The organism is Streptomyces sp. DSM 116795 (genome assembly GCF_055792905.1).
The window spans coordinates 526,446-539,626 of the sequence record NZ_CM147707.1; the positions used below are offsets into that span (position 1 = coordinate 526,446).

Annotated in this window: 10 protein-coding genes; 4 read left to right on the forward strand and 6 right to left on the reverse strand. The window is 70.3% G+C overall.

Annotation, left to right across the window (positions count from 1 at the left end):
- Positions 1-15: 15 nt before the first annotated feature.
- Both ACSMXX_RS02300 and ACSMXX_RS02305 read right to left on the reverse strand, forming a co-directional pair.
- On the reverse strand, positions 16-657 hold the full coding sequence (locus ACSMXX_RS02300) for a class I SAM-dependent methyltransferase (protein WP_473182342.1): 642 nt from the start codon (positions 655-657) through the stop codon (positions 16-18).
- 92 nt (positions 658-749) lie between these two features.
- Positions 750-1,823, reverse strand: coding sequence for an NAD(P)/FAD-dependent oxidoreductase (locus tag ACSMXX_RS02305; RefSeq protein ID WP_473182343.1), 1,074 nt, complete (start codon positions 1,821-1,823; stop codon positions 750-752).
- A gap of 84 nt (positions 1,824-1,907) precedes the next feature.
- On the opposite strand from ACSMXX_RS02305, the gene ACSMXX_RS02310 reads away from it, so the two are divergent.
- Positions 1,908-2,534 (forward strand): helix-turn-helix domain-containing protein, encoded by a 627-nt coding sequence (locus ACSMXX_RS02310; protein WP_473182344.1) that lies wholly within the window; start codon positions 1,908-1,910, stop codon positions 2,532-2,534.
- 137 nt (positions 2,535-2,671) lie between these two features.
- On the opposite strand, the gene ACSMXX_RS02315 is transcribed toward ACSMXX_RS02310, so the two are convergent.
- Positions 2,672-4,150 carry a radical SAM protein gene (locus ACSMXX_RS02315; protein ID WP_473182345.1) on the reverse strand — a complete coding sequence of 493 codons (1,479 nt, stop codon included), beginning with the start codon at positions 4,148-4,150 and terminating at the stop codon, positions 2,672-2,674.
- 5 nt (positions 4,151-4,155) lie between these two features.
- Complete coding sequence (locus ACSMXX_RS02320) at positions 4,156-6,897, reverse strand: glycosyltransferase (protein WP_473182346.1); 2,742 nt, start codon at positions 6,895-6,897, stop codon at positions 4,156-4,158.
- 177 nt (positions 6,898-7,074) lie between these two features.
- Here ACSMXX_RS02320 and ACSMXX_RS02325 point away from each other — a divergent pair, with 177 nt between their 5' ends.
- A complete protein-coding gene (locus ACSMXX_RS02325; protein ID WP_473182347.1) occupies positions 7,075-8,292 on the forward strand; it encodes an MFS transporter in 1,218 nt (405 codons plus the stop codon).
- Between the two features lie 102 nt (positions 8,293-8,394).
- On the opposite strand, the gene ACSMXX_RS02330 is transcribed toward ACSMXX_RS02325, so the two are convergent.
- A complete protein-coding gene (locus ACSMXX_RS02330) occupies positions 8,395-9,372 on the reverse strand; it encodes a ricin-type beta-trefoil lectin domain protein (RefSeq protein WP_473182348.1) in 978 nt (325 codons plus the stop codon).
- Positions 9,373-10,171: 799 nt separating this feature from the next.
- On the opposite strand from ACSMXX_RS02330, the gene ACSMXX_RS02335 reads away from it, so the two are divergent.
- Together ACSMXX_RS02335 and ACSMXX_RS02340 are read left to right on the forward strand one after the other, a co-directional pair.
- Positions 10,172-10,612, forward strand: a complete 441-nt coding sequence (locus ACSMXX_RS02335) for a subtilase-type protease inhibitor (RefSeq protein ID WP_473182349.1) — start codon at positions 10,172-10,174, stop codon at positions 10,610-10,612.
- A 320-nt stretch (positions 10,613-10,932) separates the two neighbouring features.
- Complete coding sequence (locus ACSMXX_RS02340; RefSeq protein ID WP_473182350.1) at positions 10,933-12,186, forward strand: phytase; 1,254 nt, start codon at positions 10,933-10,935, stop codon at positions 12,184-12,186.
- A 59-nt stretch (positions 12,187-12,245) separates the two neighbouring features.
- Here the strand turns inward: ACSMXX_RS02340 and ACSMXX_RS02345 are convergent, their stop codons facing one another.
- A complete protein-coding gene (locus ACSMXX_RS02345; RefSeq protein WP_473182351.1) occupies positions 12,246-13,100 on the reverse strand; it encodes an SAM-dependent methyltransferase in 855 nt (284 codons plus the stop codon).
- Positions 13,101-13,181 lie beyond the last annotated feature (81 nt).

Sequence of the window (13,181 nt, forward strand, 5' to 3'; positions counted from 1 at the left end):
TCAGGCATCAGGCAGTCAGCCGGGCAGGCGCCGGAGCTTGAGCGCGTTGTCCGTGCGGTGGCCCTCCCGCCCGTCGGGCCCGGTCTGCGTCCGCTCGTGTTCGTCGCTCAGCAGCACCTCCCATTGCCCTTGGGCCAGTTCGAGGGATTCGAGGACCTCGGCCGGGGTGGGGAACTCCACGTCGTGATCCGGGCAGTGCTCCCAGGAGGGCCACCCCGCGTGCCCGACGACGAGGAGCACCCCGCCGGGCGCGACAGCCGAGGCGGCGGCCCGGAGGATCTTCTCCCGGGGCAGTTCGATGAGGGAGTGCAGGAACTGGGCGGAGACCAGTTCGAAGCTCCCGGAGGGGAAGGAGGTGCTCAGATCGGCCTGCACCCAGTCGATGCGGCCGGTGACCTCCGCCTGCTCCGCGTGCCTGCTCGCACGTTCGAGGGCGATACGGGAGATGTCGACGGCGGTGACGCGCCATCCCTGCTGCGCGAGCCAGATCGCGTCCGCTCCCTCGCCGCAGCCCAGGTCAAGGGCTCGCCCGGGCTGCGTGCCGGTGACTTCACGGACCAGGACGGCGTTGGGGTCGCCGCTCCAGATCCGTTCGCTCTCGCCGTAGCGGTCGTCCCAGAACTCCTCCGCCGAGGCGCTGTTCGTGTCGTCGGTCATCGGTGTGTCCTCTCGTTTCGTCGTTTGCCGGGCGGGGGGTTTCTCCCGCCGCCGTGCCGCGTTCGCGTTCCGGAGCCCAGTCCGGGTCCGAGTCACAGGCCGTGCCGACGGCTGCCGGACGTGCGTCCGCAGACCTCCCGTTCCATCGAGGCGGAGAAGGGAGCGCGACGGGCGGCGACGGCCCGGCGGGTCTCCTCGGCGACCAGATCCGCGTTCATGGCCCCGGCGGCCCGCGCGCCCGCCGCGGCGGCGCCGATGACCTGCTCGGTCAGGCCGGAGACGTTCCCGGCCACCCACACGCCCGGGATCTCTGTCGCCCCGGACGGATCGGCGGCGACGTAGCTGCCGACCACATGGCCGCCCATCTCCTGTTCGGTCGTGCCGAGGCCCAGCCCGGTGAGGATCGCGGCGCGGGCCGTGAAGCGCGGCGCGACTGCCAGGGCCCGCCGCGGGACCACCCGGCCGCCGTCCAGGGTCACGCCCGTGAGCCGGTCGCCGGTCACCTCCAGCGAGACCACCTTCCCGTCCACGACCGCGATCTCGCGAGCGGCGAGTTGCTCGTACTCGTCCTCCGCGGGCTCGGGCGCCGTGTGCAGGAAGAGAGTCACGTCCGGGGTCCACTGGCGCCACAGAAGAGCCTGGTGGACCGCGAGCGGCCCGGTGCCCAGCACGCCGACCGGCTGATCGCGGACCTCCCAGCCGTGGCAGTACGGGCAGTGCAGCACGTCGCGCCCCCAGCGCTCGGCCACTCCGGGCACGTCGGGCAGTTCGTCGGCAAGGCCGGTGGTCACCAGCAGCCGGTCGGCGAGCACCGTGGGCCCGTCGCGGCGTAGGACGCGGAAGCCGTCCCCGGCCTCCAGCCGCTCGGCCGCGATCACGCGGTCCGTGACGATCTCGCCGCCGTAGCCGGTCACTTCGGCGCGGCCGTCCGCCAGCAGCTGCGAGGGCGCCACACCCTCACGTGCCAGGTACGCGTGGACGTGGGCGGCCGGAGCGTTCCGCGGCCTGCCCTCGTCGATCACCAGCACCGAGCGCCGGGCCCGTGACAGGGTCAGCGCCCCGCTCAGACCGGCCGCGCCGCCGCCCACGACAACGGCTTCGTAGCGCCGCTCCCCGCCCGCTCGTGGGAGTCTCTCGCGGTCCCGGGGTTCCGATTGTTCCGTCATGTGAAGTACCTCCGTTCACCGGAGATGGTCCGCCCAACCTCCCTCGCTTGACAAACATTCTTGCCGGTTCGGCAAAATGAAGGCATGGCTGACGACGAACTCACGAACGTACTGAACGCCGTGGGCCCGCGGCTGCGGGCTGTGCGCGAGGAACGGGGCACCACTCTGTCCCGGCTGAGCGAGATGACCGGCATCTCACTCAGCACGCTCTCCCGCCTGGAGTCCGGCCGCCGCAGACCGACCCTGGAGCTCCTCCTGCCGCTGGCGAAGGCCTACGGCGTACAGCTGGACGAACTGGTCGGCGCCCCCGCCACCGGCGACCCGCGCATCCACCCGCGTCCCTTCACCCGGTACGGCCAGACGTTCGTGCCGCTCACCCGCCATCTCGGCGGGCTCCACGCGTACAAACAGATCCTCCCGGCGCGGAAGGATCACGAGGAGGCCGGGGACGTACGGCCGGAGCAGCGGACGCACGAGGGCTACGAGTGGCTGTACGTGCTCTCCGGCAGGCTGCGTCTCGCCCTGGGCGAGCACGATCTCGTCCTCACGGCGGGGGAGGCTGCCGAGTTCGACACCCGGGTGCCGCACGGGTTCGCCAACGCCGGGCGGCGTCCTGTGGAATTCATCAGCCTGTTCGGAGCGCAGGGCGAGCGGATCCATGTGCGGGCCCGCCCCGCCTCGGCCTCGGCACAGTCCTCCGCGTCGGCCTGACCGCGGCCCGAACCGCCGTTCCGCTGCGGGGCGTCGGGCCTTCCCGCCTTCCCGCGTGCGCGCGTTCCGTGTACAGGCGTAGCCGCGTTCCGCGTGCCCCCTTCAGCGTGCCGAGTGCCGAGTGCCGAGTACCGTGCTCAGAGTTCGGAGTTGATGACCGCCTCGACCAGCACCTTCCCCTCCGTCGTCAGCCGGATCTCGTCCGCGTCGCGGTCCACGACGGCCAGGCCGCGTTCCTCCAGCGAACCGAACCTGCCGAGCCACGGCTCCTCGAAGAGTGATGTGCCGGGGAAGCGCTGCCGATGGAGCCGTCCGCTGAGGGGGCGCAGCGTGGAGAGGGCCATCTTCACCGCCCTGGCCTCCTGGCCCTCTTCGCTGAAGCGGGTCGCGGACCCGAGCGGGACACGTCCCGCCTCGACCGCCTCGGAGTACGTCTTCCAGTTCACGTCGGTGATCGCTTCCGAGGTGCGGCAGCTGGAGCTTCCGCCCAGCCCGATCGCGACCTCGGCCTCCTGCTTGTCCTGGTCGACCATGATGGCCTTCCACTTCTCCGGACCCAGGCCGTCACGGGCGAAGTACATGGTCGGCTGTTCGCTGTAGCCGGCGCTCTCGAGGCCCTCGGTGAGCAACTCCCGCATCTGGTACTGCTCGCCGAGTGTCGGCCACCGGTGGCCGTCCCTGACCAACTTGTCCCGGTAGTCGGGCAGTTGCCACGCCGCCGGCTGCACTCCGGCCACCCCCGTCCTGGTGTCGCTGTAGGACGCCAGGTGGAGCTTCGTGCACACGACGGCGGTCAGTTCGTTCTCGACGACGATGTCGAGGTCCCGGCGCACACTGTCCACGGTCTGATCGAGCAGCCCGTACATGAGGTCGATGCTGATCCATTCGAACCCGGTGCGCTGTGCGTTGCGTATGAAGTCCACGCACATCTGCGCGGTGTGCTCCCGGCCGCACTGTTCCAGCACCGGGTCGTCGAAGGACTGCACGCCGCTGCTCAGCTTGGTGCAGCCCAGTTCGGCGAGCAGTTCCAGCTTCCCGGGGGTGAAGGTGCTGGGGTCGCCCTCGAAGCGGATCGCCGTGTCCGGGGCGAAGTTGAAGTTCTCCTTGTAGAAGTCGAGCAGGCGGCGGATGGCGTCCGGCGGAAGGAGCGAGGGCGTGCCGCCGAACACGTTGAACTCGCCGACGGGTGCCGACGCCAGGTTCGGGACCTCGCGCAGCCACAGCTCGGCCTCGCGGATGTTCCAGTCGACCCACTGGTTGGCCTTGCTGTCGGCGACCTCCGGTGCTCCCTTGACCAGCACCACCGGGTACTGGCAGAAGCGGCAGCGGTAGGCGCAGGTGGGGATGTAGGACCACAGGTGGATGGGTGCCGTCGAGGCGAGCTGGGCGTCGAGGTCGGTCAGGAAGTCCGCCGGGGAGAAGCCGGGGATGTTGCCGGGGAAGACGTGCGCGCCGAACGGGTCCTCGGTCACGTACTCGAGCAGATGCCGGTTCTCCGGGGCGGCCAGCGTTTCCAGCACCGACGGTTCGGGGTGACCCGGGTCCGTCTGCCGGAGCGAGGCGAGGGACTCCTCGTACGTCTGCCTGTGCTCGCCCCCCGACAGCTCGATGTTCATGGTCATCAGAACACGCCCCCGTTCCCGAAGTAGTTGTGGGCCTCGCCGGATTCGCGGTCCTCGCAGTAGTACTTGACGAACTCCGCGAAGCGCTCCGGCGGTACGTCCCGCAGGCACTCCGGCAGCGGCGGCGGATGGCCGATGTCCTCCCCGACGGTGGCGCGCAGCCTCGCGAATATCTCGTCGGCGAACTCGAAGTACAGCCGGTAGGACGGCGTCTTGTACGAGTGGATCGGGGTGAAGTCGACCACGCGCATCTCGTCCGTGATCTCGGCGATCCGCCTCCCGAGCCGTTCGGCCAGCGATGGACCGAAGAACTCCACGACTGCGTCGTCGTCGAGCAGTGACGGCGTCAGCAGCACCGGCAGGATGGTGTTCTTCGGCGTGAAGTCCTTGACGGAGAACTCCCAGGCCTGCTGGGCCTCTTCTTCGGTGAGGTCAGGCGGCTCGGTGGTCAGGTCAGAGGGCTCGGTGAGGTCATGGGCCTCGCCGAGGTCGCCGTCGCGCCCCTCGTCGCGGTCCTCGGAGGACTCCGGCCGGATGTCGCGCATGACGATGATCCCGTCCGAGCCGTAGGCGCGGCCCGTGATCACCTCGTCGATGGCGTGGTTCACCCGGCGGGGGTTGATCTCCACCCGTGAGCCCGGCACGTAGGTGATCTCCTCTCCGGAGCCGCGGACGAGGATCCCGAAGTCCCAGTCGTCGGACAGGTGGTTGACGAATCGGCCGTTCTGCAGCTGGTAGAAGATCTCGATGCCGCCGACCTTCTCGTAGGCGTCCCGGTCGACGGCGAAGCCCTTGCCGTCCGGGAAGCCGCCGAAGAGCGCGAACGTCACCGCACGGCATCGCAGCGTGCGCTGGATGGCGTCCCACAGCCGCGGCCTCGCGGTGAAGTGCTCCGGTTCGTAGTAGTAGTCGCACACGCCGATCGCGGCCTTGCCCGAATCCATGGCGGTCAGCAGCTCCCACAGCCACCGCTCGTCGACCCGGCAGTCGGCGTCGGCGGAGACCAGATAGAAGCGCTGCTCCGCGTCGGGTGCCGAGCGGCGGGCGCTGCGCTGCGACGCGAAGTCCATGCCGGTCTTCCGGGCACAGGCCACTCCCTGTTCGGGCTCGGGGACGACGTGCAGAGCCAGATCGGGGTGCTCCGCGGCGAACCGGCGTGCGATCCGCACCGTCTCGTCGGTGCAGTTGTTGTCGACCAGCACGACCTCGTACAGCGACTTGTCCAGCGGGCCGTCCGGGCCGCGCTGCCCGTGCAGCGAGTCCAGCACGGCAGGCAGGTTCTCCGCCTCGTTGTAGACGGGGAGTACGACGCTGATGCGGGTCCGCTCGCCCATGGGCGGCAGGAACAGCTCGGTCAGGAGCTCGCCCGCACGGTCGGCACCGAAGTGCCGCTCGCCGAGCCGGTGGTTGAAGTCCGCCATCTCCTCGCGCTTCCTTTCGTCCAGGATCAGCTCGGCCACGCTGTCCACGAAGCTCTGCGTGGGCAGGTCGCCGTCGGTGAGTTCCATGACGGGGGCGCGGAATCCCTTGTCCCCGTACACCGTGTCGTAGAGCTGGTAGCGGGTGGTCAGATACGGGACGCGCGAGGCGATCGCCTCACCGATCGGGTTCCCGTAGCTCTCGTAGTCGTAGGAGGTCAGGAAGGACGCCAGGTCGGCGTGGGCGAGCAGGTCGCGGACCGAGTGTCCGTCGCCGCGCGCGGCTCCGGTACCGGCCTCGTGCGGCGCGAGCCGTCCGCCGAAGACGACGCGGTCGCGTACGCCGAGCGACTCGGCCAGGCGCACGAGCCTGCTGTGTTCCTCGGGCGACTCCTCCGTGTCGCCCGCGACGAAGAGATGGACGCCGGCTCGGTCCGCGAGACGGGCCACCAGATGGATGTCACGGTCTATCCGCTTCTGCGGGATGATCCTGGTGAAGCGGGCGATGAGCGGTGCGGCCGCCGGAATCCCGAAGTCCCGGCGGAAACGACCGTCTTGCTGCTCGCGGCCGGGAGCCGGGAAGCCGCCGGAGGTACCGGAGGCGCCCGAGGTGCTGCCGTACGCGCCGGCGCCGGGTGCGTGCGTGAAGGTGTTGGGCAGGACGTCGATGTTCTCCAAGTCCGGTACCCACTCGAGGGTCTTGGTGCGCGCCTCCTCGTGCAGCGCGAGGTACCGGATGTACGGCGAGTTCGCCGGCGCCACCGTGCCCGGGTAGGGGAAGGTGCCGTACTTGCCGGTGCCGGGCTCGCTCTGCCACATCAGGTCGTGGTCGCGCCACAGCACGAAGCGGCCCAGCCGGCGGCGCCGTCCGTACCGTTCGATGGCCGAGCGGAGTGCCGTGGTGTAGGTGATGTTCTCCGGCAGCGTGCCGTTCTCCACCAGCACGTACGAGACATCGAGCCGCTCCCAGGTCTCCACGATGCGCTCGCTGATCGCCTCGGCGGCCGCTTCCACGCGGGGCAGCAGGTGCCCGCCCGCACCGTCCTGCACGCATTCGCGCAGCACGGCGGAGACGAAGTCCTGGTCGTATCCGGGGACTTGGGCGAGGCCTTCGACCCGGTCGAGCCGTATCCAGTGCGGCAGCAGCGCCGCTTCGTCCGAGTAGGGCTTGAAGAACGCGTTCTTGTCGGCCTTCACGTCGTAGCCGAGATCCAGATGCACCCGGTAGCCCCGCTCCCGGAAGTGCCGGGCTGTCTTGACGAACTCCACCACCACACCGGAGATCGGAGTGGCGTCGAACGATATTCCCCACAGAACAGTCATGGACTCCGGTACTCCTGCCCTTACGTGCCGCTGAGTCTGGTCCAGACATTAGGCGACCCCCGCCGAGGTTTGACGGGAACACCGCGATTCGATCAACTTCCAGCCACGGAAGCGGAGTTGCCAATAGCCTGACCTCCCGCGCAGCCGATGATCCGTCGCCGACAGAAGGGGGCACGCGTGGTTTCCCACCGCGCCGCCGTGGCCGTGGTGTTCGTCGTGAACGGCGGGCTCTACGGCTCATGGGCGGCCCGGGTGCCCGCACTCGCCTCGCAAGTGGAAGCGGAACCGGCCGGGCTCGGGCTCGCGCTCCTGGGCCCCAGCATCGCGATGATCGTCACCGCGCCGCTGGCCGCGCGTGCGTGTGCGGCGTGGGGAGCGCGTTCGGTGATCGTGGCGGCGCTCGCGTCCGCCTGCCTGGCACTGCCGCTGGTGGGCCTGGCGGGGTCGCCGCTGACGCTCGGCCTCGCACTGGCCGGTCTCGGCGGCCTGATGGGCACGGTCGACGTGGCGATGAACGTGGCGGCCGTCGCCGTCGTACGGGAGCTGGACCGCCCCCTGATGCCGTTCTTCCATGCGGGGTTCAGCGCGGGCGGACTGCTCGGGTCGCTGGGCGCCGCGCTGGCCGCCGCGCTGAGCGTGCCGCCGCCCGTGCACTTCTGCTTCGTGGCGGCAGCAGGGCTGCTGGCACTGCTGTGCACCGGGCGGGCCCTGCCGGGGGAACGGCCGGAGGAAGAGCAGCGCACCGGCGGCGGATTCCGGAACGTCGTCGTGCGCAAACGGCTGTGGCTGCTGGCCGCGGTGGCGCTGTGCGCCGCGGTCGCCGAGGGTACGTGCGCCGAGTGGTCGGCGTTGTTCCTTGTACGTGAACGTGCCGTCACGGAGGCCGTCGCGGCCACCGCGTACTCCGTCTTCTGCGTGACGATGGCGCTGACAAGGCTGGTCGGTGAGCGCGTGGAGGCCCGGTTCGGGCCCTACCGGGTGCTCGCGGGCAGCGGACTCGTCGCCGCCTGCGGACTCACGGCCTCGGCGGCGGTTCCGGCCGGAGCGGTGGCCTACGCCGGGTTCGCCCTCGCGGGCGCGGGCCTCGCGTTCTGCTTCCCGGTCGCGATGGCGCTGGCCGGCGACGCGGGCCGCCGCGAGGACGGCAGCGGCGGCGAGCGGGAGCTCGGTTTCGTCACGACGGTCGCGTACGCCGGGTTCCTCGGCGGCCCGCCATTGGTCGGCGGGGTCGCCTCGCTGACGAGTCTCACCGTGTCGATCGGACTCGTAGGGCTGCTGACCGCGCTGATCACACCGACCGCTCTGGCGATACGGGGAAGCAGGCGCAAGCCCCGGCGCCCGTCCGCGGAGCGGGAACTGCTGCAGACGGGACGGGGCGGCGACGGCCCCGCGTGACCGGTGACCGGTCAGGCGCCCCGCCCGGTCAGGCGCCTGATCCGGCCGGGCGAGGCACATGTCAAGGCGGATCCATCGCCTCGCAACGACCCGGCCTGCGCCTCAGACCGGGCTCCACTTCTGGCTGTCGTCGCCGCTGCAGTCCCACAGCTGGAGGTGCTGGCCGCTGCGCACGTCGCCGTCGCGGACCGCCACGCACTTGTCCGCCTGCGGGTTCACCAGGTCGCTGGCCTCGCTGAGCACGAACTGCTGCGCCGGATTGCCACTGCACTCGGCCAGCTGGATCACGGCGCCGTTCTCCCTCGACCCGTTGGCGACATCCATGCACAGGCCCAGGGCCCGCACCGTGCCGTCGTCCTCGAACTTCCACTCCATCGAGGAGGCGCCCGAACAGGTGCGGATCTCCAGGAACATGCCGTCCCGCGCCTGGCCCTCCGGGACGTTGATGCACTGGTCCGAGTTGTGGTTCCCGATCCGGACGGTGCCGTCCGGGTTCCCTCCGCCGCCGGAGTCCCCAGGCGGATCTTCCGGTTCCGGCGCTCCGTCGCCGTCTCCCTGCGGCGGGCGGTCCCTTCCTTCGTCGGGCGACTCCGAATCCGAACTGCGCCCGGCGCCGGGCTCCTTGTCCTTCCCCTTGCCGGGCGAGGATTCGCCGGCAGGCGGTGCCGTACCGGGGGCGTCGTTCTCCTGGCCGCCCTTCCACTCGGGGCCGGGCGTGACGCCCGAGCGGGAGATCTCGTCGTCGTCGCTGCCGCCGTACAGCACGTACGCACCCGTCGACAGCCCGGTGATCGCCAGGGCCGCGACCGCGGCGAGCACTGCCATGCGGGTCCTGCTCGGCGGCGGCGGTCCCGGAGGTGCCGGGTTCCGCGAACCCGCGGGGACGATCCGGGGATTCACCGTCGTGACGATGCGGTCGGCGGCGTCCGTGGTGGCGTCGCCGCCGGAGCGCGCCCGGGAGTTGGTCTCTTGCTGATCCTGCGATGAAGCAGACGTCTCTTCCGCGGCGCGCGCGGAGGCGGCGGATTCCTCGTTCCGGGAATCCCCATGGGCCTGCTGTTCATCACGGGAATCGGTCATCGGGTCCTCTCGGTGAAGACGTGCAATGTTCTGAAAGGAATGGAGTGGCCGGACTCCGTCAACTCGCCCTCTGGTCCGCCTGGTCCGCGGACTCCGCGACGGGACGGACCTGGCGGACGGACCGGCTTCCCGGTCCGCGCTGACCTGCACTCGGCCCTTCCGTACACCCGTGGCGACGGAAGCCGGGGGACTCAGATCGTGACGTCCCTCCGTGTACACGGCCGCGCGGGCGCGGGTTGCCCGCCCAGGCCAGTCAACAGGGAAACCCTGGGCGGGTGAAAGCCAATCGCGGAAGAAAAGGCTCGAACGTAACGGGACGAACAATCATTTCCGGGACGTCGTACCCGTTTCCGTGCTGAGGTTTTTCTACGGCATGTCCGTGAATATCCGTGTGAAATTCCAGCAGTTGGTCCGGGAAAGCTGCAACTTCACACGCGGACCCGCACATTCACTCGCGGCCTGCCGAGCGGCGCCGGCCGGAACCGCCCGGCGCACATGGCCCGGAAGCGGTGCTTTCCGGCCGAGATGAGAGGGCCGGGCAACCACCCGGGGGCTCGTTTCCGCAGCTCAGAAAGATGTTTCCGGTTGAACCACAGCCGATTTGTCCACATGCCGGACACGTGCCCGAATGGCCGTGGACCTCTTCCCACCTGGCCCGATCCACCCCCAGTCGAGGCCTCGTCAACTCTCCGTGACCGGAAGTGATCGTTCGGTGTGCGTTTCCGTCTGGCTTGCGCCAGAGTCCTCCACATCCGACATCCGTCCGATATCTGGAAACACAAGTGAAGGAGTGTTCGAAATGCGGTTCAGTCTCAAGGTCCTGGGTACAGCGGCAGCGGTCGCCGTCGGCTGCGTGACGGTGGTCGGAGGCGGGGTCGCGCACGCCGACTCCGTCGGGACGAAGAGCCTCTACGCACCGTCGGCTCTCGTGCTGACCGTCGGCAAGGGCTCGGACGCCGCGACCGCCGCGGTCCAGCGTGCAGTGGTCCTGAACTGCGCTCCGAAGCCCAGCGGCACCCACCCCGCCGCCGGCCGCGCCTGCGCCGAAGTCCGCTCCGTCGACGGCCGGTTCCAGGAGCTCGTGACCGGCACGGCGCCGGGGATGATGTGCACCAGGATCTGGGACCCCATCGTCGTCACCGCTGACGGCGTGTGGAAGGGTCAGCGGGTCTCCTGGCAGCACACTTTCGCCAACTCCTGCACGCTGAAGAAGTCCGGCGGGAACGTCTTCGCCTTCTGACCCGCCGGAGTCAGCGCCACCCCGGACGACACGGTCATGCACTGATCGTGCCTCAGATGCCGTGCGGTGGAAGGGAGTTCACCGCTCCGGTTCAGGCTTGAGCAGCCACCCGTATCCCTGCCCGAGGAGAGCCGTGAGACCTTCCACCGCCCGTGCGTCCGCCGTCCGTACCGCACTCGCCCGAACCGCACTCGCCCGTACCGCAGTTGCCCGTACCGCTCTCGTCCGTCCTGCGGTCGCCCGTAACGCCGCCGTCCTGGCCGCTCTGTTGCTCGTCGCCTCCGCGCCTGCCGCGCCGGCGGCCGGCGACGCGCCGCAACGTGCGGACCACGGCGACGGCCGAGACCCCGGCTGTGCACGACGACGAGGCCGGCGGCAACGCCGACGCGGACGACCCCGCCGTCTGGGTCGACCCGGATGCCCCCGGGCGCAGCCTCGTCGTCGGCACCCTCAAGGACGCCGGTCTCGATGTGTACGGGCTGGACGGCCGGCGGCTGCAGCACATCGACGCACCGCCCGCACCGGGTGAGGGATCGGAGCCCGGCCGCTTCAACAACGTCGACATCGTCTACGGCTTCGAACTCGGCGGACGCCCGATCGACCTGGCCCTCGTCAGCGACCGCGGCCGGGACCGGCTGCGCGCCTACGCGATAGACCCGGCGGCGGTCGCCGCCGGAGAACCACCGCTCACCGAGGTCACCGCGGCCTCCGCCGGTCCCGTGTTCGCCGCGGACGAGGAGGAGGTCGACGAGCAGCACACGGCGTACGGACTCGCCGCGTACAGCGACGACGACGAGGCGTACGCGGTCGTCTCACGGCGTGCCGAGACCCGGCTGAAGCTGCTGAGGCTCAAGGACGAGGGCGGCAGGGTCGGTTACGCCACCGAGGACGCGGCGGACCTGCCCGGCTCGTTCACCCTGCCGGACGGGAAGAGCTGGACGCCGTGCACGGACCCGGGCGAGCGCGCCCAGGTCGAAGGCATGGCCGTCGACCAGGAGAAGCAGGTGCTCTACGCGGCCCAGGAAGACGTGGGTCTGTGGCGGATCGCCCTCGACGACGGCGAGTTCGGCGGCCCCTCACTGTTCGACAAGGTGCGCGAGTACGGCGTGCCGTGGACGTACGACGAGGCGAAGGAGGAGTGCGTCCTCGACGACTCGGGCGATCCCGGGCACGGAGGCAGTCATCTGAGCGCCGACGCCGAGGGCGTCACGGTCTATCACGCAGGCGACGGCGAGGGGTACGTGCTCGCCTCCAGCCAGGGCGACGACACCTTCGCGGTCTACGGACGCGGCGGACGCACCCCGTACATCGGGTCGTTCACCGTCGCGGACGGCCCGGAGACCGACGGAGTGCAGCACTCCGACGGCGCCATGGCGCTCAACGTCCCGCTGGGCGGGGCGTTCCCCAAGGGCGTGCTGGTCACCCACGACGGCGAGGCGACGCCGGCCGACGGCGAACGTGAGGGCACGGACTTCAAGTTCGTCAGGTGGGACGACGTCGCGGCCGCCTTCCCGGCGCCGCTGACCGTCGACACCGAATCCTTCGACCCGCGCGACACCGACCGGCACGGGTGACGGGACCGGGGACGGGCCCCAGGGACCAGGTGCGCTGAGCGGTGGCCGCCGGCCGCCGCTCAGCGCACCGGCTTGAGCGCGACGCCAGCCCAGACGGGGATGTCGTTCTCGCCCAGCACTTCACGGTCCCCGGCCTCGATCTCCCCCGGGTCGGGCCGCCACCGGTGCGGCGCCCGCAGGCCGGGGTCGATGAAATCCAGGCCCTCGAAGAAGCGCTCGACCTCGGCCCTGGTGCGGGTGCGCACCGTCGAGCCGGTGTCCTTGAAGTCGTCCTCGATCCCTCCGGCCCGCTCGTCGAAGTCCTTGGTGACGTGGGTGATCATCAGTGCGCTGCCGGCCGGTACGGCGTCCAGGAGCGTCCTGACCATGCCGTACGCGTCGTAGCCGGGAGGCAGCCAGTGCAGGAGCAGACAGAGGGTGATCGCGACGGGCTGCTTCAGATCCAGGGTGCCGCGCAGTTCGGGTGCGTTCAGGATGCGCCCGGGGTCGGTCGCGTCGGCCTGGATGTAGGCGGTGGCGCCCTCCGTAGAGCTGATGTGCAGGGCGCGGGAGTGGGTCAGCACGATCGGGTCGTTGTCGACGTACACGACCCGTGCTGCCGGATCGGCGGACTGCGCGACCTCGTGCAGGTTGGGCGGTGTAGGGATGCCGGTGCCGATGTCCAGGAACTGGCGGATGCCGTGCTCCGCGACGAGAAGGCGCACCGCCCGGTGTATGAAGGCGCGGTTCTCCCTGGCACTCGCCGCGGCCGTCGGGATGCTGACGAGGACCTTCTCCGCCTGTTCCCGGTCGGCCGCGTAGTTGGTCTTGCCGCCGAGGAGGAAGTCGTAGACGCGCGCGCCGTGCGGCCGGCCGACCTCCAAATCCACCGGAGGCGGCGGATCAGTGTGCATCCACTCGGGCGTCTCTTCCATCGGCGGCTCCTCGGTCCCCTTCGGCTCTCGACGTCAACTCCCGGCGATACTAGCCACGTTGGGTTCGCTTCTCAGTCCGTC